Here is a 19,794-nt window from a genome sequence, read left to right as displayed (position 1 = left end):
TGCGGCGGGGACACAGGCGATTCATCGTGGCCGACGATGGATTTGCCAGTGTGCCAGGCAGGAGGATTGCGGATGGGGTGGCTGTTTCGGGTGGCTATGTTGCTGGTCACGCTGGCCGTTGTTGCGGCGGTCGCCCTGATCCTTGTGCCGACCGACCGGATTGCCGCGCTTGCGTCCGAGCGGTTTCAGGCCGCGACGGGGCGTGCCCTGGCGATCAACGGGCCCGTTCGTGCGACCCTGTGGCCGCACATCGGCGTGCGCGCCGAGGGAATCGAGATCGCGAATGCGCCGTGGTCCGAGCAGGGCCCGATGCTGCGCGCCGAGGCGCTGGATATCGGTGTGTCGCTGGGCTCGGTGCTGGGTGACCGCATCGTGGTTGACCGCCTCGACGTGACGGGCGCGCGTCTGGTTCTGGAACGCAATGCCGATGGATCGGGCAACTGGGAAATGTCCGCCCCCGCCGAGGCGGCGGCAACGCAGACAACCCCCGTAGCCCCGGTCGAAGGCGGCGAACGGTCGCGCGCCGTCTCCATCGATCGTGCCCTGCTGTCCGGGGCAGAGGTGACATTCATCGACCACGGGGCCGACACGAGCATCGCCTTGCGGGCCGTCGACCTGACCGCGCGTCTGCCGGATCTGGAAGGGGCGGTGGAGATCGAAGGCTCCGCGCTTCTGAATGGCGTGGCGTTGACGGCCGATGCGGGTATCGGATCCCTCAGGGCCCTGTCCGACGGCGCGCTGACGCCCCTGACGCTGAACGTGGTGTCCGGGGGCACGACCCTGTCGCTGGATGGACGCGTCGACATCGATCCCATGTCCTTCGAGGGCGACATGGACGCCAGCAGTACGGACCGCTTTGCCGTGTTGCGTGCATTGGAAATTGCCCCGCCCGACCTGCCGGAAGGGTTGGGCCGGGACAGGGTGGCGGTGTCCTCGACCCTGACGCTCGCACCTGCCGGCAGCCTGCACCTGCGCGGGCTGACCGTGGATCTGGACGACAATACCCTGACCGGCGCCGCCGACATTCTGCCCGGCGAGGACCGCCCCAGGATCAGCGCGACACTGGCCGCGCCCACCCTGAACCTGACCGGGCTGAGCCGTCAGGGGCAGGGGGGGGAAAGCGCGCTGGTCGCCGAAGCGGGCTGGGGGCGGGAGGCGATCGATGTCTCGGGCCTGTTCGCGGCGGATGCCGATCTGACCTTCACGTCGGGGGCGATCACCTTGGGTGACGCGAGGCTGGATCAGGTCGCCGTGGCCATCACGCTGAACCGTGGCCGGGCCGTCATCACCCTGCAGCCCGTCGTCGCCTATGGCGGAACCGTGACCGGCGATATCGTGGTCAACGGACGGGGCGGCCTGTCATCGCGCGTGAACCTCGATCTGGCCGGGTTGCAGATGCAGCCGTTCCTGACCGAGTTTGCCGATTTCGACCGGTTGATCGGACAGGCGGACGTGGCCCTGCGCCTGCTGGGCGTGGGCAACACCGCGCAGGCCCTCGTCGACAGCCTCGATGGGTCCATTGGCTTCAAGGTCGGACAGGGCGAGGTTCTGGGCCTTGACGTAGGCGGCATGATCCGGACTCTCGACACCAGTTTCCGGGGCGAAGGGCAGAAAACGATCTTTGACGGGATCTCGGCAAGTTTCGCGGTGACCGAAGGTGTCGCTACCGGCGACGACCTGTCGCTGCGCGCGCCCCTCCTGATTTCCACCGGCGCGGGATCGATCGACCTTGGCGCACAGACGCTGTCCTATCGCCTGATGCCCACGCTGCGGCGCAATGCTGACAGCGAGGGCGTCACGGTGCCCATCCTGATCACGGGGCCGTGGGGCAACCCCCGCATTCGCCCCGACCTCGAATGGCTGGCCCGGCAGGAGTTGGAGGCCCGCGCCCGCGAGGAGGCCGCGAAACTGGAGGCGCGCGTCCGTTCCGAAGCGGAAGAGGCCCGCGCCCGCGCCGAGGAGGCCGCCCGCCGCTCCATCGCGGAGGAGCTGGAGGTCGACCCCGATACCCTGGGCAGCCGCGAGGCGATCGAGGATGCGATCAAGGAACGCGTCGGTCAGCAATTGCTCGAAATGTTTCAGGATCAATAGATCGCGCGCCACGTCTCCGGCGGGGCGGGTGGAACTTGTCCGGGTGGCGCGCTATCTGCGAGGCACCTGACCTGACCCCGAACCCGGAGGAAGACACATGGGCGTGAGCCTCAAGGATACCGTGATCAAGCCGATCCACCGCGAGGGGCCGAAGTTCATCGGCATCTTCGCCGTCGTCACGGTGATCCTGTTCGCCATCTGGGAACCGTTGGGGGTTGTCGGCCTCGCGCTGACGATCTGGTGCTATTACTTCTTTCGGGACCCGGTCCGCGTGACGCCGATGGATGAAGGGCTGATCGTGACGCCGGCCGATGGCCTCGTGTCGCTGATCGAGCCCGCGGTCCCCCCGGCCGAGCTTGGCCTCGGCGATGCACCGCTGACCCGTGTGTCGGTCTTCATGTCGGTGTTCAATTGCCATGTGAACCGCGCGCCCGTCGCGGGCACGGTGACCACGGTCGCCTACCGTCCCGGCAAGTTCCTGTCGGCGGAACTCGACAAGGCCTCCGAGGAGAACGAGCGCAATGGCATCGTGCTGACCATGGCCGATGGCCGACAGCTGGGCGTCGTGCAGATCGCCGGCCTCGTGGCGCGGCGCATCCTGTGCGAGGTCGACGAAGGCGCGCAGCTGGAACGCGGTGGCCGCTTCGGCATCATCCGGTTCGGCTCCCGACTCGACATCTATCTGCCCGAAGGCACGGCCCCGCGGGTATCGGTCGGCCAGACGATGATCTCGGGCGAGACGGTTCTGGCCGTTCTCGATGACGCCAGCCCCGCTGTCGCGCGGGAGGACTGACATGGCCCGTCGTCACGACCGCGAGGGGCGCGTCCCTCTTGTTCTGCTGTTGCCCAATCTCGTGACGATCCTCGGGCTTTGCTTTGGCCTGACATCAATTCGGTTCTCGTTCGAGGACCGCTTCGAACTGGCCGCCGGTCTCTTGATCCTTGCGGCCGTGTTCGACGGGATCGACGGTCTTCTGGCGCGTCGCCTGAATGCGGCCTCGCCCTTCGGGGCCGAACTCGATTCCCTGTCCGATTTCGTCTGTTTCGGCGTGGCCCCGGCAATGATGGTCTATCACTTCGGCTTGCACGGAATGGGGGGAATGGGCTGGATCGCGGCACTGACCTTCGCGATCTGTTGCTGCCTGCGGCTTGCGCGTTTCAATGTCGCCGCCAAGGAGGAGACGAATTCCGCCGGATCCTTCACCGGTGTCCCCGCACCTGCGGGCGCGATGATGGGGCTGTTCCCCGTGACCCTGTTCCTGTCGGGCATCCTCGACCTGCGAGAGTTCCAGTTCGCGATCGCGATCTGGATGCTGTTTGTCGGCGGATTGATGATCGCCCGCTTTCCGACCCTGTCGCTCAAGGCGATGCGGATCAGCCGGGACAATGCGGTCTATGTGCTGTTGGGGGCGGCGGTGGTCATCGGCCTGATGCTGACGCGCATCTGGATGTTCCACGTCGGCGCGACGATCCTGTATATCGGCCTGCTGGTCTGGGGCCTTGTCCGACACCGCAAAAGCCACGGCTGAAACCGCGGCGGGGCCGTTCGGCGAAGACCGGTAAAGCCTTCGCCGACATGGGCTTATCTGCGCCGGTCGCGCCGCGAGGACATCGGTTGAAACGCGACCGAGACATGCGCCTCGCAATAGGGCTTGCCTGGTTTCACCGGCAATCCGCAGAACCAGAACTTGGCCGTCGCCGGGTCACCGATCGGCCACTTGCAGGTCCGTTCGGTCAGCTCCATCAACGAGATCTTCTTGGCGGTCTTCTCGACCGCGTTCACCTTGGCCAGCGCCTCTGCGGAGATTTCGTTCGCGGATGGCTGTGGTGGCAGGGGCTGACCCGCCATCAGGGGCTTGCGCAGGGGGGTGACATTGGTGCCCTGCGGCACGGCCGCCATCGTGCGCGGCTCGTCGTCGTCGTCCTCTTCCTCCTCTGCCACGGCGGGGGTGACAGGCGGTTCGGGCGCAGGCTCGGGGTCCGGCGTGGCGGCCTTCTTCGGCTCTGCCTTGGGGGGCTGGGGCGCGGGGGCGGCTACCTCCTCGGGGGCGGCCTCCTCCTTGCCCTGATTGCGGTTCGACAGGCCGAGGCGGTGCACCTTGCCGATCACGGCATTGCGGGTCACGCCGCCCAGTTCCTTGGCGATCTGCGATGCGCTGGCCCCTTCGCCCCACATCCGCTTGAGTGTCTCGACGCGTTCGTCGGTCCAGGCCATTGGTGTCTTCCCTTCGCTGCTCGGGCCGGGGTGCGGTGCATCCATGCACATGGCAATCCCCGTGGTTGTCCTATTGTAAGCCTTGGGGCGGGCGTTACAAGCGGCCCCCAGTGACAGGAAAGGGCCCACCATGGCAAGCGATACCGTCGCGACACGAAAAACGACCGCTCAGATCGGCACGCCGGGCGTGCGCCGCTTCGGCCGCGTCAACTGGCTCGGCCTGCAAACCCTGATCGAGCGGGAGGCCCGGCGCTTCCTGACGGTCTGGACGCAAACGCTTCTGGCGCCTCTGGTGACGGCGGGTCTGTTCCTGCTGATCTTCTCGATTGCCGTCGGGTCGCGGCGCGGAGACGTCATGGGCGTCAGCTTCATGCATTTCCTCGCGCCCGGCATTCTGATGATGACGGTCATCCAGAACAGCTTTGCCAATGTGTCGTCGTCGATCGTGATCTCGAAGGTGCAGGGCAATATCGTGGACACGCTGATGCCGCCCCTCTCGGCGGGCGAACTGCTGGTCGGCTACCTGTCGGGCGGGATCCTGCGTGGGGCGCTGGTGTCCTGTGCCGTTGCGGTGATCCTGTTTCCGACCATCGGATTGTCGGTCGCACATCCCTTCCTTGCACTTCTCTATGTCGTTCTGGGCGGTGCCCTGCTTGGGGCGATCGGCATCGTGGCCGGGGTCTTTGCCAACAAGTTCGACCAGATGGCGGCGATCACCAATTTCATCGTCACACCGCTCAGCTTTCTGTCCGGGACCTTCTATTCCCTCGAAACGATGCCGCCGGTGTTACAGGCGATCAGCCATGCGAACCCCGTGTTCTACCTGATCGACGGCCTGCGGTTCGCGGTTCTGGGCGTTTCGGACAGTTCGCCGGTCCTCGGCCTCGTGATCGTCACGGCCACCACCGCGGCAATCTGCGGCATCGCTTGGTGGATGTTCCGCACCGGATACCGCCTCAAATCCTGAAGGCGCGCGCCTGACCTCTGCCGCGCTCAACGCATGCGGTGCGGCGGGGACAGGGGGCGTGGCGCACGTGGCACGGCGGGGGACGACAGGCGACCCTCGCGCCAGGCAAGCAGGCTGGCACCCGCAAGGATCAGGGCGGCACCTGCGAAACCCACCGCATCCGGGATCACCCCGAACAGCGCGGCGTCGTAGAGGCCGGCAAACACCAGCGTCAGATAGCTGAAGGGCGTGACCAGACTGGCCTCGGCCCGCGCTACGGCGTTGACGAAGCATCCCTGCGCCGCCGCCATGGCAAAGCCGAGCGCCGCCATCGCGCCCCATTGTGCGGCCGTCGGGGCCTGCCATCCGGGCAGGGCGGTCGCAGCGGCGATCAGCAGGCCAAGGCCATTCGCCCAGACCAGCGTCGCAAGCAGCGGCTCATGCTGGGTCAGGCGCTTGATCAGCAGCACCTCACCGCCGAGGAGCAGCGCGGCCCCCAGCGCCAGGAGTGCGCCGGGCGCAATGATGCCGCCACCGGGCCGCAGCAACAGCAGCGCCCCCAGCAGGGCGATCGCGGCGGCGGACCAGCGCACGGGACCGACCCGTTCTCCCAGAAGCGGAATGGCGAGGATCATCGCAAAGACCGGGTTCAGAAATGTGATTGCCGTCGCCTCGGCCAGCGGGATCAGGGCGACGGACGCGAACATGAGGGTCACGCCGCCCCAGCCCAGCAAGATGCGTCCGAGGTGCAGATGCGCGTGCCGCAGCCGCAGTTTCGGTCGCATCACGATCGCCGCCGCAAAGATCGCGACCGCGCCGAACAGATAGCGCCCGAAGGTCACCTGGAACGGCGGCAGGCCGGCGCCCAGCGTGTCGGTGCCAAGTGCCTTTGCGATCAGTGTGGTTGCGGCGATGAATACCGTCGCCGCAACCATGAAGGCGATGGCTGCCCTGTTGCGGTTGACCGCCGCAGGCACCGTCGTGTCAGACACCAAGGCACCAGCGCATGATCGCCTTTTGCGCATGCAGACGGTTCTCCGCTTCGTCGAAGACCACCGATTGCGGTCCGTCGAGGACGGCATCCGTCACCTCTTCGCCGCGGTGGGCAGGCAGGCAATGCATCACGAGGGCATCCTTCGGCGCGGCCGCCATCAGGCGTTCGTTGACCTGATAGGGACGCAGCAGGTTGTGCCTGCGCTGACGGCTGCTTTCGGCGTCGCCCATGCTGACCCAGGTGTCCGTCACCACGAGATCCGCGTCGGAAACCGCCTGAACCGGATCGCGTTCCACGCGGACATCGCAACCGGCGGCCCGCGCGGCCCCGATCAGGTCGGCACGGGGGTCCAGTTGGGCGGGTCCGGAAAAGGTGAAGTTGAACCCGAAGCTGGCGGCGGCATGCAGGAAGGACTGTGCCACGTTGTTGCCATCGCCCATCCACGCGACGCGCTTGCCCTTGATCGGGCCGCGATGCTCTTCGAAGGTCATGATATCGGCCATGATCTGACAGGGGTGCGAGGTGTCGGTCAGGCCGTTGATGACGGGCACGGTCGCGTGTTCGGCCATCTCGGTCAGGATATCCTCGCCGAAGGTGCGGATCATGATGAGGTCGACATAGCGCGACAGGACGCGGGCCGTATCGGCGATCGTCTCGCCATGGCCCAGCTGCATCTCGGCACCGGACAGGACCAGCGAGGTGCCGCCCATCTGACGGACGCCGACGTCGAAGCTGACCCGGGTGCGGGTCGATGGTTTTTCGAAGATCAAAGCCACGACGTGCCCGGCGAGGGGCAGATCGTCGTCTGCGGACCCCTTCAGGCGATCGCCGCGCGCCGCCTTCATGGCGCGGGCCTGATCGATGATCTGCCGCAGGGCGGCGGGGTCGGTTTTATGAATGTCGAGGAAATGTGTCATCGGTATCTCCGAATGGGAGAGCGCCGGGGGCTAGCCCCCGGACCCCCAAGGTATTTTCGGCCACAGGAAGGGGGGCCGAAGCAAAGTCCGGTCAGGCCGGGACGAGAGAGGCAGCGGCGCGGTCCAATCGGGCCAGGGCCTCGCGGATGTCGTCGTCGGTGATGTTCAGGGGCGGCAGCAGGCGGATGACGTTGTCGCCCCCCGGAACCACGCAGGTTTCCTGTCGATAGAGGGCCTGAACGACGTCGCCGTTCGGCACGCGACATTTCAGGCCAAGCATCAGGCCCGCGCCGCGCACGGCCTCGAAGACCATCGGGTGTGACGCCACCAGCCCTTCGAGGCCCTGGCGCAGCAGACCGGTCTTGCGGTTGACCTCGGACAGGAAGGCATCGTCCGCCACGATGTCCATCACGGCATTGCCGACCGCACAGGCCAACGGATTGCCACCATATGTCGATCCGTGGGTGCCCGCGGTCATGCAGGCCGCAGCCTTTTCATTCGCCAGCAGCGCCCCGAGGGGGAAACCGCCGCCGATCCCCTTGGCCACCATCATGATGTCGGGCGCGATACCGGCCCATTCGTGGGCGAACAGCCTGCCGGTGCGCCCCATGCCGCACTGAACCTCGTCGAGGATCATCAGGGCGCCGGTCTCGTCGCAGGCGTCTCGCAGGCCCTTGAGGCATTGATCGGGGACGGGGACGATTCCGCCTTCGCCCTGAACGGGCTCCAGTATCACGGCAGCGACGTCCGGGGCCTTTATCGCCTCGGCCAGAGCCTCGTGATCGCCGAAGGGCAGGTGGCGGAAACCGGGCAGAAGCGGCCCGAACCCCTTGGTCATCTTCTCGGACCCGGCTGCGGCGATACCCGCGGCAGAGCGACCGTGGAACGAGCCGGTGAAGGCGAGGATGACGTTCCGCTCCGGCTGACCCTTTTCGGTCCAGTACTTGCGCGCCATCTTCACGGCCAGCTCGCAGGTCTCCGTGCCCGAATTGGTGAAAAAGCAGGTGTCGGCAAAGGTCGCGGCGACCAGCTTGTCGGCCAGCGCGGTCTGTTGCGGAATGTGATAGAGGTTCGAGGTATGCCACAGCTGACCCGCCTGCGCGGTCAGGGCCGCCGTCAGGGCAGGGTGGGCGTGGCCCAGAACGTTCACCGCGATACCTGCACCCAGATCCAGAAAACGTCGCCCGTCCGCTTCCACAAGCCATGACCCGGTGCCGGAGACGAAGCTCAGCGGGGCGCGGTTGTAGGTCGGCAGGATGGACGAAATCATCTCCGGGGTATCCTTGTGATGGAGTGAAAGGTCACGCGTGGCGCAATTCACGACACCTGTCAACAAGACCCCTGAGGCGGGCAGGACACCGGACGCGGGGCCGGGCATCACGTGAACGTGGCTCGACCGTGATGACGGCAGGGTGCTTAAACCTCAGCCACATTACCGAGGGAGATAATCATGCGCCACCTGAGCCTTGTTGCGGCCACCGCAATCACCGCCTTTGCCTTGCCTGCCGCCGCGCAGGATGTCTGCGCCGTCGAGGGGGATCACTGGGACCTCGACGCCGCCGGTGTTCAGGCACTGTACGACTGCATGTCGGAGCGCATGATCGAGGGCTACACGAGGGAGGGGGACGAGATCGCCGCCGTCTATCGCGACTGGGCCCCGACCGCGACGCGCATGGCTGTTGCGGGGCCCCACGGCGAACGGTTCCTGCAGACCTTCGTCAACGACATCGGCGCAGAACAGTATCTCGCCTTCGAGGATGGTGACTTCGAAATGCCCGTCGGATCGGTCCTTGCGAAGGAATCGGTGGCCGTGCGCGACGGGACAGGCCGCGTCGGACCGCTGTTCATCATGACCAAGGTCGATGACGCGCCGGACTACGACAACTGGTTCTATTCCGGGGTGCAGCCGAACGGCAAACCCCTGCGGATCAGTCAGGCGTTCTGCCACGATTGCCACGTGGGCTACGAATCGCAGGACAGCATGGGATATCCCCTCGAGGAAGTGCGTCTGTCATCCAACTGACCGTCGCCCGACGCGAAAACCCTTGAGGGGTGCGGGGTTGGGCCCGCGCCCCTCGATCGGGCGGCTTTCCCGCAACCGTGCCGACGCGGCAGACAAAGCGCCGGCGGCCGGAGATCGCCGGACGCGCCACGATGGCTCGACAACGGTCCATCGCGCAGGCAGATACGTGGCATGTGGCCCAGCACCCGAGCACATTCTGTCCATCTCCTCACCGCCAGCGGTGCCGTCTTTGCGATGTTCTCGCTTTTGGCGGCGGTCGAGGCGAATTGGTCGTGGATGTTTGTCTGGCTGTTGGCGGCACTGGTCGTCGATGGCATCGACGGCCCGCTTGCGCGGCGTTGGGATGTCACGCTGCATGCGGCGCGTGTCGATGGTGTCCTGCTGGACCTGATCATCGACTACCTCACCTATGTCTTCATTCCGGCCTATGCGCTTTATGCCAGCGGCCTTGTCCCCGGCTGGCCGGGCTGGGGCATGCTGGTGGTGATCCCCTTTGCCTCCGCGCTGTATTTCGCGGACACGCGGATGAAGACCGAGGACGCCAGCTTCGAAGGGTTTCCCGGCTGTTGGAACATGGTGGCGCTGGTGGTGTTCGTGTTGCAGCCGAACCCGTGGCTGACCTTTGCGCTGACGATCGTGCTGTCGGTCGCGATGTTCCTGCCGATCCGGTTCGTTCATCCGGTCCGCACGGCACAATGGCGCCCCCTGACCCTCACGATCACCTTCGTGTGGCTGATCCTTGCATCCGTGGCGGCATGGGGGGAATTCGGCCTGTCCGGCGTATGGGTCTGGGCCTTTGCCGGCAGCTCGGTCTACCTGCTGCTGGCGGGGCCGCTGCAACAGGTTCTTGCGCGCGGCCGCTAGGCGGGGCGACGGTTACAGATCGACGGAGCCATCGGCGTTCGGCGTGATCTGTGTTTCCGGCTCGGTTCCCGGCGCTTCGAGGGGCTGTTCCCTCCGACGGATCAGGATGTCCCCGTTCGGCAGGATCTCCGGCGCGTGATAGGCGCTCATGTCGCCGAACCGTTCGCCCAGATCATCGCGCAACTGGTCAAGCATCGGCGCGGTTTCCTCGGCCAGCTCGCCGAGGTCACGCAGCATCGGCTCCATTTCCTCGACAAGCCCGTCGAGGAACAGGCGCAGGCCACGCTCCATCACCGAGGGGGCCTCGGCCTCCTGCGCGGCAAGCGGAAGGGCGGTCATCGGCAGAATGCCGGCCGGCAGGGCCAGAAAGGGCAAGGCAAGAAGCTGTTTCATGCCCCGAAGGTGGGTCGACCGGACCGGCAGGTCAAGGCTCACAGGTTCAGCACGACCGGGAAATGGTCCGAGGCATCCAGCAGGTCTGCACGAAGATCCGCATCCGCAAGGGCCTCGGCGCTGTCGTGCGGATGCAGGATCCGCCACCCGGCGGTGGCCCGCAAATCCGTGCTGACCATCGCGAAATCCAGCAGGGCGTTCAGATAGCGCTTGCCCGCATTGTCCCAGAATCGCGCGGTTCTGGGTGTCGCGCCGCCGATCCGGGGCGGGATCGCGGCCGGATCGAACAGGGCAAGCGGGCCATCGCCCAGAACGATTTCCACACCCGATCGTCCGAACAGGGTTTCGAACCGATCGAGACCGGGACCGTCGTTGAAATCACCGGCGACGATCAGGGACCGTCCTTCGGCCAGCCGTTGATCCACGCGGCGGCGCAGCCAGATGCATTGCGCCAACTGCTTGCGTCGGTTCAGGATGTTCAGCCGCATCTCGTCCGCCGCGTCCTCGGCGCCATGCGCGGCCTTCGACTTGGCGTGGACACCGATCAGATGCAGGCTTCGCCCGTCTGCCAGGTCCAGATCCACCTCGAGCGGGGGTTTGGACCAGACCAGCTGCTCCGCCCGCAGATCCGTGTCGAGGTCAAAGCCGAAGGTGCCGTCGAACCGCGGGGCATCGCGGCTTTCGCCGGGGGCGTGGTGTAGTGTCACGCGGTCCGGATCGTAGAGCAGCGCGATCTCCTGCCGGGTGTGGTTCGCAAAGCCCAGCATCGCGCGCCGCGTGCGCAGCCCGGCCTGCCGCGCGAATTCCTCCAGCGCGGCGCGGCCCGATCTGCGATGCGAGGTGTCGGGCGCCTCTATCACCAGAATGGCGTCCGCATCGATGGCTTTCATGACGCCCGCAATGGCCGACAACTGCCGCGCCTTGGTGATCTGATAGCGGGCGGACGGATCATCGGTCCGCACAGGTTGCCCGGCATCGTCGAACAGTCGATCGAACCATTCGATGTTCCATGTGGCGAACCGAAAGGTCATGCCCGGTATCCCGTCCTTGCGCGCGGCTCAGGCCTGACCGGCCTGTATCCTTTCCCACGCGCGGTTGACGGCGACCAACCGGCGTTCGGCCAGCTTGATCGCCTCTTCCGGCAGGCCGCGGGCCATCATCCGGTCGGGATGGGTATCGCGGACCAGTCGACGCCAGGCCGCGCGGATCTCGGGCATCGGTGTGTCCGGCGTCACGCCCAGCACCTCCCAGCAGTCGGGGTCGGCACCGGGCACCAGACGGGCACGCATCGACCGGAACTCGCGGTCCGACAGGCCGAAGATGCCCGCCACGGTTTCAAGGAACGCATCCTCGGCGGGGTGATAGGCCCCGTCCGCGGTCGCGATGTGGAACAGGCCTTCCATCAGGTCGCGCAGAACGGAGCTGTCGTCGTCGAACATGGCCGAGATCCGCGCGGCGTAATCCTCGTATCCGGCGACGTCGGTGCGGGCCATGTCGAAGATCCGCGCGGCGTGCTCCACCTCGGATGGCGGAATGGTGAAGACTTCGCGAAAGGCCGCAACTTCGGCACGGGTCACGGTGCCATCGGCCTTGGCCATCTTCGCGCCCAGTGCGATGACGCCGATCGTGAACGCCACCGAACGTTCGGGCGGGCCGCGCAACTGTTCGAACAGGGCCGAAAGCCGTTCGCCCGGTGCAAGGCGCGCCAATACCTCGAGTATGCGGTCCCAGATGGTCATGCCCGCACCCTATCGCGCGACCAAAGCGGCGAGAACCGCAATCTCGCAGAGTTGCTGCACCGCGCCGAGGACATCGCCGGTCTGACCGCCAATCTTGGCCCGCGCCACGAGGCCAAGGGACCATGCCACCCCCGCGACCAGCGCCACGGCCAGAACCGCGTGCAGCAGGCCTTGGGACAGCAGGGCAACCCCGGCGATCGCGATTGCAATCCGGACGGCCTTTTTGGGGGGCTGTCCGCTGGTCCGGCTCAGACCGTCGTTTCGCGCCGGGGGCAGCCACCGCATCACGACGCCCATGGGTGCGCGGCTGACGACGGCGGCGACCACGGTTGCGCCAAACAGGTTCCCTTGGCTGAGCGCCGCCTCCAGCAACAGCCAGCGGCCCAGCAGCGACAGGATCAGGGCAATGACGCCATAGGCGCCGATCCGGCTGTCACGCATGATTTCCAGCCGCCGATCAGGGGTGAATCCACCCCAGAAACCATCGGCCAGATCGGCAAGGCCGTCTTCGTGCATGGCACCCGTCAGCATGACAAGGCACAGGAGGGTCAGCGCGGCGGCGATCCCCCCGGGCAAGCCCGAGGCGGCGATACCCATCCCGAGTGCGCCTGCGGGCACCCCCACCGCAAGGCCGGCCAGCGGCCAGGCCCAAGCCGCGTTCGCCGCCTGTGGTGTCGGGTCACCGGGCAACACGCGACCGATCGGCAGCCGCGTCAGCAGCATCGCGGAGGAAATGAGATCGGATCGCAGGGTCATGTCGCTTCCGGTTGGCAGGATGGCCGATCTGTCGCATAGCCGCCCCGGTCGTGTCGGTAAAGACGGGCGCGACACCTGTTGATCGACGCGACCCACCCCCGGAGGCCCCATGACTGACCTGACCACCCACGCCGCGATCCGAGCGGCCCTTGCCACAGCCCCCGGTTCCGATGCGCAGGCGGCAGCGGCGGCTGCCGACCGGAACGGCCAGTTGACCAAACCGCCGGGGGCCTTGGGACGCCTCGAGGATCTGGCGCAATGGTATTGCGGATGGCGCGGTGACGGGCGGGCACGGGTTTCTGCGCCGCAGGTTCTGGTGTTCGCCGGCAATCACGGTGTCGCCGCACGGGGCGTCAGCGCCTTTCCCGCAGAAGTGACGGCGCAGATGGTCGCCAATTTTCAGGCAGGTGGTGCCGCGATCAATCAGCTTTCGGATCTGGCGGGGGCCACGATGGATGTGCATGCGCTGGACCTCGACAGGCCCACCGCCGATTTCACGCAAGGCCCCGCAATGACGGAAGGTGACGCCTGCGCCGCCTTTGCGATCGGCTGGAACGCCGTATCGGTGGATGCGGATGTGTTGGTCACGGGCGAAATGGGGATCGGGAATACGACGGCTGCCGCGGCCATCGCCGCGGCGCTGTTGGGTGGCGATGACTGGGTCGGGCGCGGAACCGGGGTCGATGATGTCGGGCTGGAACGCAAGCGCGCCGTCGTCGCCGACGGGCTGGCCGCCAACCCCGGTCGTTCAGGGCTGGAGGTTCTGACCGCACTTGGCGGGCGAGAGATCGCGGCCATGGCGGGTGCCATTGCAGGGGCGCGTGCGCGGGGCATTCCCGTCATCCTCGACGGTTTCATCTGCTGCGCCGCGGCCCTGTGCCTGTGGGCCGAGGACAAGACGGCGCTGGACCATTGCGTGGCCGGTCACCTTTCGGCCGAAGGCGCCCACGGACGTGTTCTGGATGCTGTGGGCAAGACACCGCTTCTGTCGCTCGGGCTGCGTCTGGGCGAAGGCTCCGGTGCGGCGCTGGCGATTCAGGTGCTGCGCGGGGCCCTCGCCTGTCACTCCGGTATGGCGACCTTTGCCGAAGCAGGCGTCGCGGCGGGCTGATCTGGGCCCGACGGCCCCCGCACAGGTGTGGGCGCGCGCGCGGGCGTCGGGTCAGGGGGCCTCGTCCACCTGATCCCGCTGCGCGACCATGAACGACAGGGCGTCCGCGACGATCTTGGTGTCGGCACCACCGGTGACACCGCCGATCCCGACGCGGCGTCCGATGCGCCACCACATTCCGGGCACCCATCCCCGGCCAAGGGGTTCATGCAGACGTACGATGAATCCGTTGGACGGTTTGAAGCTGAACAACGTGCGATCGACCGAGGCGATGCTGTCCAGGGGCGCGATGGGGCGGCCATCTTCCTGAAAGAGACCGTCCTGCCGCAGGACAATGGCGACAGCAGAGCCCTGCCACCCACGTTGCCCCAGCACGAGGGCCCCGACGCCAAGGGCGATGAGAAACAGGCGCCAGCCCAGTGTCGCGGGCGGATAGACCGCCGCAAGGTACAGAAGGGCCGCGCCAAGCAAAAGCTGGACGCCCAGCCCGAAGGCGCGGCGGGGCGCCGACGGGCGCAGGATATGCATCGGTTCCGACATGGCGTCGGCCTAGCGCCCCTTGCGGTTGCGCACAATGTCTATGCGTCCGCGCCGGCCCGGATCGTCGCGGAGGTTGCGATCACAGGAACCCGCGCCAGACCAGCAGGGCGAAGAACAGGACCATGACGATCAGGAGGCGCACCGCGACAAGACCGATCAGCGCGGATCGCGCCCGACGTCGGTATTTGCCCTCCGGCACCGCATGCAGGTGGCGTTCCAGCATGGCGCAGGTCGCCTCCACCCGCGCAGGATCCAGCGCGCGGGCCGTGGCGGGGTTGGACAGCCGGTCCTGCGCCTCGATCAACTCGCGTGCCTGGGCAAGGGCCACGCGGGGCAACCGACCGCGCGCATCGGCGATCTTGTCGCGCAGCGAGCCGGTCAGGTGCAGCCGTTCCGCCAAAAGCGCGTCGATCCCGCCGATCCGGTCGTTCAGATGTGCATGCATGGGCCTGCCTCCGCCCGCGTTCCTAGCGGGGTGCGCGCGTCACTGGCAATCGGGCGACGGGCAGGATAATCGGTTTCCATGTTGAACACGATCCTGCATGGCACCCCGAGTGACCGTCCCCCGCTGTTGATTGCCCATGGTCTGTTCGGGTCTGCCCGCAACTGGGGCGTGATCGCGAAACGCCTGTCCGACACCCGGCAGGTCGTGGCCGTGGACATGCGCAATCACGGCGCGTCTGACTGGTCGGATGCGCATGGCTACGCCGATCTGGCCGAGGATCTTGCCGAGGTGATCGGGGACCGTCCGCATGACGTGCTCGGGCATTCGATGGGGGGCAAGGCGGCGATGGTCATGGCGCTTGCGCATTCCGCCAAGGTCAGACGCCTGATCGTGGCCGACATCGCCCCCGTCGCCTACGGGCACACGCAATCCCACCTGATCGACGCCATGCGCGCCGTCGATCTGAGCCGCGTGACCCGCCGGTCCGACGCGGCGGAGCAGCTGGCCGAAGTGCCGGATGACGGCACGCGGTCGTTCCTTCTGCAATCGCTGGACGTGGCCGAGGGGCGCTGGTCGCTGAACCTCGATGCCCTGCAGGCCGAGATGCCGAAGATCATCGGCTTTCCCGATGTGGGGGGCACCTTCGACGGACCCGCCTTCTTTCTGTCCGGTGCGGACAGCGACTATGTCCGCCCCGAACATCGCGACCGTATCAAGACCCTGTTCCCGGCCGCGCGCTTTGCCAAGATACCGGGTGCCGGTCACTGGTTGCACGCACAGAAACCGCGCGAGTTCGAGGCCGCCGTGCGCGCCTTCCTCGACGCCTGACCGACGAACCGCTAGGCGGTCAGGCCTTCGGGCTCCTCCAATCCGTTGGCGCGGCAGCACGCGGTCAGCGTGTTTGCCAACAGGCAAGCAATGGTCATCGGACCGACACCGCCCGGGACGGGGGTGATTGCGCCCGCGACGGCCGCGCAGCTGTCGAAATCGCAATCCCCGACAAGCCGCGTGCGGGGTGATCCGTCATCCTTGAACCCGGCGTCGATCCGGTTGATGCCCACGTCGATCACCGTGGCACCCGGTTTGATCCAATCGCCCGGCACCATTTCCGGCCGGCCCACGGCGGCCACGACGATGTCGGCCCGGCGGACAACCTCTGCGAGGTTCTTCGAGCGTGAATGGGCGATCGTCACCGTGCAGCTGTCCCCCAGAAGCAGCTGCGCCATGGGTTTGCCGACGATGTTCGAACGTCCCAGAACAACCGCGTCGAGGCCGGACAGCGATCCGTGATGATCGCGCAGCATCATCAGGCAACCCAGCGGCGTGCAGGGCACCATCGCCTTCTGTCCCGTCGCCAGCAGCCCGACGTTGGAGATGTGGAACCCGTCGACATCCTTGGCGGGGTCGATGGCCGCCAGAACCTTGTCGGCATCGATGTGGTCCGGCACCGGCAGCTGGCACAGGATGCCATGCACCGCCGGGTCGGCATTCAATCGCGCGATCAGGTCCAGAAGGTCCGCCTCGGGCGTATCGGCGGGCAACTTGTGCTCGAAGCTCTCCATGCCGACCTCGACGGTCTGCTTGCCCTTGTTGCGCACGTAAACCGCGCTGGCGGGGTCTTCACCCACGAGGATGACGGCCAGACCGGGTGTGACACCGGCGGACCTGATGCGTGTCACCTCCTGTGCCACCTGTGCGCGGATCCGCGCCGCGAATGCTTTGCCGTCGATGATCGTTGCCGTCATGGTATCCTATCCGGGGTGACCCCCGCCTATGTCTGTCGTCCTGTTCCCCCCGGGATGGGAAGACGTCGCAGGTCGGCGCGATCGCCCCCATCCGCGTGGGTATGGTGCACGGCCCGTCTTTGCGGCGATGCACCCTGACTGTTCAAGCCTAGAACAGGCCTTCGACCTGCCCTTCGTCATTCAGGCCGATCTTTTCGGCCGACGGAACGCGGGGCAGGCCCGGCATCGTCATGATGTCACCGCAGACCGCGACCACGAAACCCGCACCGGCCGACAGGCGCACCTCGCGCACGGGGACGGAATGTCCCACGGGCGCACCGCGCAGGTTCGGATCGGTCGAGAACGAATACTGCGTCTTCGCCATGCAGATCGGCAAATGGCCGTAACCCTGTTCCTCCCACGTGCGCAGCTGATCGCGGATCTTCTTGTCGGCCAGCACCTCGTCCGCATGATAGATGCGTTTGGCGATCGTTTCCATCTTCTGGAACAGGGGCATGTCGTCGGGATAGATCGGCGCGAAATTGGCAGAGCCCCCTTCGGCAATCTCGGCCACCCGTCTGGCAAGATCGGCGGACCCCTTTGATCCATCGGCCCAGTGTCGGGATATGATCGCCTCCGACCCTTGGGTCGCGACATAGGCCTGCACGGCGGCGACCTCGGCCTCCGTATCGCCGGTGAAATGGTTGATCGCCACGACCACGGGCACGCCGAAGGATTTGATGTTGCCGATATGGCGGCCAAGATTGGCGCAGCCCGCCTCGACGGCGGCGACGTTCTCTTCGCCCAGATCGGCCTTGGCGACCCCGCCGTTCATCTTCATGGCGCGGACCGTCGCCACGAGAACCACGCAGTCGGGCGCGATGCCGGCCTTGCGGCATTTGATGTTCATGAACTTCTCGGCGCCGAGGTCCGCGCCGAAGCCTGCCTCCGTCACCACGAAATCCGCCAGTTTCAGGGCGGTCGTCGTCGCGATCACGGAATTGCAGCCATGGGCAATGTTGGCGAACGGGCCGCCGTGCACGAAGGCCGGGTTGTTTTCCAACGTCTGCACGAGGTTCGGCTGCATCGCATCTTTCAGGAGGACAGTCATGGCGCCATCCGCCTTGATGTCGCGACAGAACACCGGCGACTTGTCGCGACGATAGGCCACGATCATGTTGCCCAGCCGCCGCTGCAGGTCCGACAGGTCGGTGGCGAGGCACAGGCAGGCCATGACTTCGGAGGCGACGGTGATGTCGAACCCGGCCTCGCGGGGGAAGCCGTTGGCAACGCCGCCGAGGGATGCCGTGATCTGACGCAGCGCCCGGTCGTTCATGTCGACCACCCGCCGCCAGACGACGCGGCGAATGTCGATCTCCAGCTCATTGCCCCAGTAGATGTGGTTGTCGATCATCGCCGACAGCAGGGAATGCGCGCTGGTGATCGCGTGGAAATCGCCGGTGAAATGAAGGTTCATCTCCTCCATCGGGACGACCTGGGCATAGCCGCCCCCCGCGGCCCCGCCCTTCATCCCGAAGTTCGGCCCGAGCGAGGCCTCGCGGATACAGACCATGGCCTTCTTGCCGATGGCGTTCAGCCCGTCGCCCAAGCCCACGGTCGTCGTCGTCTTGCCTTCGCCGGCCGGCGTCGGATTGATCGCGGTAACGAGGATCAGCCTGCCGTTCGGTCGGTCCTTGGTGCCGTCGATGAACGACTGGCTCAGCTTGGCCTTGTCGTGGCCATAAGGCAGCAGATCGTCCGCCCCGATGCCGAGGTTTGCCCCGATCTCCTGAATGGGGCGTTTCTTGGCGGCGCGCGCGATCTCGATATCCGTCAGGGGCATTGCCATTTTCCTCTCATCCTCCCGTGTGTGCCCCAAGTGCTAGTCTCAACGGCAGGGGGGACAGGCGGCGAAATGCGACATCTCGGCATGATGCGGCGTCGTGGGCGGGCACAGACGGGGTTCATCTGAAACCTGCGCCGCCTGCCGGAAAAACAAAGATGTCAGATTCTCGGGAACTCGATTCGAAGTCGTTCGTTAACATGTCAACGCGACACTGAGTTCTGAGCGGGAAACCACCTGCTCCGACACATCATCCACCGGAGGCACTGCCATGACCGCCACGTCCATCCTGATCCACGCCGGTTTCCTGTCCGGGATCACCCTTGCCATTCTCGCCGGCGCAGCGCTGGCCTGACCCTATCCGGGGCCGCGTTTTCCCCCTCGGCGCGTTCCCCGGTCCTGCCTGATGTCGACCGTATTCGGCCATCGGGCGTGGGTATGTTCACCGACAAGTCCCCTTAGCTTTCGCTGTTCATTTCCACAGTCCGACGCGCGGCCCTTTCCCCCGGAAGGGTCGCGCGTTTTTTTCTGGCGATATCCCCGGTTCGGGTCGCCAGCTGGGTGTCTGCAAACCGTCAGGCGCTACCGCGCCAGCCACGTTGATCCGGGACATGCAGACGCACCGTATCCCCGACCCGGACCAACCCTTCGCGTTCCACCCAGGCCGTCACCCCCCGGCGTCCGTTCGCCGCCGCCTTGAACGCGCGGCCATGCCCCGGCGCGTCGGTGTCGATCACGGGCGCAGGCAAATGGCAGGGGCGGTTTTCCATATCGATGACGATCGTCGTTCCAGACGTCACCTGAAGGCGGGAGGACGGCGGCACATGCGTGAAGTCGGGTATGCCCGAGACGATCATCGATGCGCCGGCCCAACGCGGGTCGAAGTGTTCCAAGTCGATAGCCGCTGCGATTTCGGCCAGCTCCTCCTCGGACATCACGCAAAGCTGTCGCGTGTTGCGGATTTCGGTGCCCTTGGGATGCTGCGATGTCACCCGACTGCATGACGGGCGCGTGACACCCCCGTGTGCCTCACCTTCCGGGCCCGCGAATGTCAGGGACAATTGTTCGACCGGCGTCGAGGCCAGCGCGGCATCCCGATCCGGAACGCGACCAAGCCATGTGATGCGGCCGATGATGTCTGTTGGAATAAGGGCAGGCACGGCGTCTCTTTCGTTGTGGCGATGCCGCAACCT

Annotated in this window: 21 protein-coding genes; 8 read left to right on the top strand and 13 right to left on the bottom strand. The window is 66.3% G+C overall.

Annotation, left to right across the window (positions count from 1 at the left end; all coding sequences use genetic code 11):
* Positions 1 to 72 precede the first annotated feature (72 nt).
* The 3 genes from V6N07_RS06305 to pssA all read left to right on the top strand — a co-directional run bounded on the left by V6N07_RS06305 (position 73) and on the right by pssA (position 3,620).
* The gene (locus V6N07_RS06305; RefSeq protein ID WP_371154878.1) at positions 73 to 2,091 is read left to right on the top strand and encodes an AsmA family protein; all 2,019 of its coding nucleotides are present in this window, start codon (positions 73 to 75) and stop codon (positions 2,089 to 2,091) included.
* A gap of 97 nt (positions 2,092 to 2,188) precedes the next feature.
* Complete coding sequence (locus V6N07_RS06300) at positions 2,189 to 2,884, top strand: phosphatidylserine decarboxylase (protein ID WP_371154877.1); 696 nt, start codon at positions 2,189 to 2,191, stop codon at positions 2,882 to 2,884.
* A gap of 1 nt (position 2,885) precedes the next feature.
* Positions 2,886 to 3,620 carry a CDP-diacylglycerol--serine O-phosphatidyltransferase gene (gene pssA / locus V6N07_RS06295; RefSeq protein ID WP_371154875.1) on the top strand — a complete coding sequence of 245 codons (735 nt, stop codon included), beginning with the start codon at positions 2,886 to 2,888 and terminating at the stop codon, positions 3,618 to 3,620.
* Positions 3,621 to 3,673: 53 nt separating this feature from the next.
* Here pssA and V6N07_RS06290 read toward each other — a convergent pair whose 3' ends face one another.
* A complete protein-coding gene (locus tag V6N07_RS06290; RefSeq protein ID WP_371154873.1) occupies positions 3,674 to 4,306 on the bottom strand; it encodes a GcrA family cell cycle regulator in 633 nt (210 codons plus the stop codon).
* A 130-nt stretch (positions 4,307 to 4,436) separates the two neighbouring features.
* Here V6N07_RS06290 and V6N07_RS06285 point away from each other — a divergent pair, with 130 nt between their 5' ends.
* Positions 4,437 to 5,273: an ABC transporter permease gene (locus tag V6N07_RS06285; protein WP_371154871.1), complete on the top strand. Its 837-nt coding sequence runs from the start codon at positions 4,437 to 4,439 to the stop codon at positions 5,271 to 5,273.
* Between the two features lie 26 nt (positions 5,274 to 5,299).
* Here the strand turns inward: V6N07_RS06285 and V6N07_RS06280 are convergent, their stop codons facing one another.
* The 3 genes from V6N07_RS06280 to V6N07_RS06270 form a co-directional block, all read right to left on the bottom strand.
* A complete protein-coding gene (locus V6N07_RS06280; protein ID WP_371155398.1) occupies positions 5,300 to 6,187 on the bottom strand; it encodes a DMT family transporter in 888 nt (295 codons plus the stop codon).
* A 49-nt stretch (positions 6,188 to 6,236) separates the two neighbouring features.
* On the bottom strand, positions 6,237 to 7,163 hold the full coding sequence (gene argF, locus V6N07_RS06275; protein ID WP_371154870.1) for an ornithine carbamoyltransferase: 927 nt from the start codon (positions 7,161 to 7,163) through the stop codon (positions 6,237 to 6,239).
* Between the two features lie 91 nt (positions 7,164 to 7,254).
* Positions 7,255 to 8,433: an aspartate aminotransferase family protein gene (locus V6N07_RS06270; protein ID WP_371154868.1), complete on the bottom strand. Its 1,179-nt coding sequence runs from the start codon at positions 8,431 to 8,433 to the stop codon at positions 7,255 to 7,257.
* Between the two features lie 180 nt (positions 8,434 to 8,613).
* Between V6N07_RS06270 and V6N07_RS06265 the strand changes: the two genes are divergently transcribed.
* Both V6N07_RS06265 and V6N07_RS06260 read left to right on the top strand, forming a co-directional pair.
* The gene (locus V6N07_RS06265) at positions 8,614 to 9,186 is read left to right on the top strand and encodes a recombinase (RefSeq protein ID WP_371154866.1); all 573 of its coding nucleotides are present in this window, start codon (positions 8,614 to 8,616) and stop codon (positions 9,184 to 9,186) included.
* A 171-nt stretch (positions 9,187 to 9,357) separates the two neighbouring features.
* Positions 9,358 to 10,050, top strand: coding sequence for a phosphatidylcholine/phosphatidylserine synthase (locus V6N07_RS06260; protein WP_371154864.1), 693 nt, complete (start codon positions 9,358 to 9,360; stop codon positions 10,048 to 10,050).
* Between the two features lie 12 nt (positions 10,051 to 10,062).
* On the opposite strand, the gene V6N07_RS06255 is transcribed toward V6N07_RS06260, so the two are convergent.
* The 4 genes from V6N07_RS06255 to cobS are packed head-to-tail and all read right to left on the bottom strand — an operon-like array spanning position 10,063 to position 12,938.
* Positions 10,063 to 10,443 (bottom strand): hypothetical protein, encoded by a 381-nt coding sequence (locus V6N07_RS06255; RefSeq protein ID WP_371154863.1) that lies wholly within the window; start codon positions 10,441 to 10,443, stop codon positions 10,063 to 10,065.
* Positions 10,444 to 10,481: 38 nt separating this feature from the next.
* Positions 10,482 to 11,474, bottom strand: a complete 993-nt coding sequence (locus V6N07_RS06250) for an endonuclease/exonuclease/phosphatase family protein (protein WP_371154861.1) — start codon at positions 11,472 to 11,474, stop codon at positions 10,482 to 10,484.
* Positions 11,475 to 11,501: 27 nt separating this feature from the next.
* On the bottom strand, positions 11,502 to 12,182 hold the full coding sequence (locus V6N07_RS06245; RefSeq protein WP_371154859.1) for a TerB family tellurite resistance protein: 681 nt from the start codon (positions 12,180 to 12,182) through the stop codon (positions 11,502 to 11,504).
* A gap of 9 nt (positions 12,183 to 12,191) precedes the next feature.
* Positions 12,192 to 12,938, bottom strand: a complete 747-nt coding sequence (gene cobS / locus V6N07_RS06240; protein WP_371154857.1) for an adenosylcobinamide-GDP ribazoletransferase — start codon at positions 12,936 to 12,938, stop codon at positions 12,192 to 12,194.
* 109 nt (positions 12,939 to 13,047) lie between these two features.
* Between cobS and cobT the strand changes: the two genes are divergently transcribed.
* Complete coding sequence (cobT, locus tag V6N07_RS06235; protein ID WP_371154856.1) at positions 13,048 to 14,049, top strand: nicotinate-nucleotide--dimethylbenzimidazole phosphoribosyltransferase; 1,002 nt, start codon at positions 13,048 to 13,050, stop codon at positions 14,047 to 14,049.
* Positions 14,050 to 14,100: 51 nt separating this feature from the next.
* Here the strand turns inward: cobT and V6N07_RS06230 are convergent, their stop codons facing one another.
* Positions 14,101 to 14,589 carry a hypothetical protein gene (locus V6N07_RS06230; protein WP_371154855.1) on the bottom strand — a complete coding sequence of 163 codons (489 nt, stop codon included), beginning with the start codon at positions 14,587 to 14,589 and terminating at the stop codon, positions 14,101 to 14,103.
* A gap of 79 nt (positions 14,590 to 14,668) precedes the next feature.
* Positions 14,669 to 15,034 carry a hypothetical protein gene (locus V6N07_RS06225; RefSeq protein WP_371154853.1) on the bottom strand — a complete coding sequence of 122 codons (366 nt, stop codon included), beginning with the start codon at positions 15,032 to 15,034 and terminating at the stop codon, positions 14,669 to 14,671.
* Between the two features lie 78 nt (positions 15,035 to 15,112).
* Between V6N07_RS06225 and V6N07_RS06220 the strand changes: the two genes are divergently transcribed.
* Positions 15,113 to 15,862 carry an alpha/beta fold hydrolase gene (locus V6N07_RS06220; RefSeq protein WP_371154852.1) on the top strand — a complete coding sequence of 250 codons (750 nt, stop codon included), beginning with the start codon at positions 15,113 to 15,115 and terminating at the stop codon, positions 15,860 to 15,862.
* A gap of 11 nt (positions 15,863 to 15,873) precedes the next feature.
* Here V6N07_RS06220 and folD read toward each other — a convergent pair whose 3' ends face one another.
* The 3 genes from folD to V6N07_RS06205 form a co-directional block, all read right to left on the bottom strand.
* Positions 15,874 to 16,779, bottom strand: coding sequence for a bifunctional methylenetetrahydrofolate dehydrogenase/methenyltetrahydrofolate cyclohydrolase FolD (gene folD, locus V6N07_RS06215; protein WP_371154851.1), 906 nt, complete (start codon positions 16,777 to 16,779; stop codon positions 15,874 to 15,876).
* Between the two features lie 148 nt (positions 16,780 to 16,927).
* Positions 16,928 to 18,601: a formate--tetrahydrofolate ligase gene (locus tag V6N07_RS06210; RefSeq protein WP_371155397.1), complete on the bottom strand. Its 1,674-nt coding sequence runs from the start codon at positions 18,599 to 18,601 to the stop codon at positions 16,928 to 16,930.
* 575 nt (positions 18,602 to 19,176) lie between these two features.
* The gene (locus V6N07_RS06205) at positions 19,177 to 19,761 is read right to left on the bottom strand and encodes an MOSC domain-containing protein (RefSeq protein WP_371154850.1); all 585 of its coding nucleotides are present in this window, start codon (positions 19,759 to 19,761) and stop codon (positions 19,177 to 19,179) included.
* Between the last annotated feature and the right edge of the window lie 33 nt (positions 19,762 to 19,794).

It is taken from the genome of Jannaschia sp. 2305UL9-9, assembly GCF_041403465.1.
In the GTDB taxonomy this organism is placed as follows: Bacteria; Pseudomonadota; Alphaproteobacteria; order Rhodobacterales; family Rhodobacteraceae; genus Jannaschia.
Note: the sequence above shows the minus strand (reverse complement) of the source record. Positions and strands in the feature narration are given on the sequence as shown.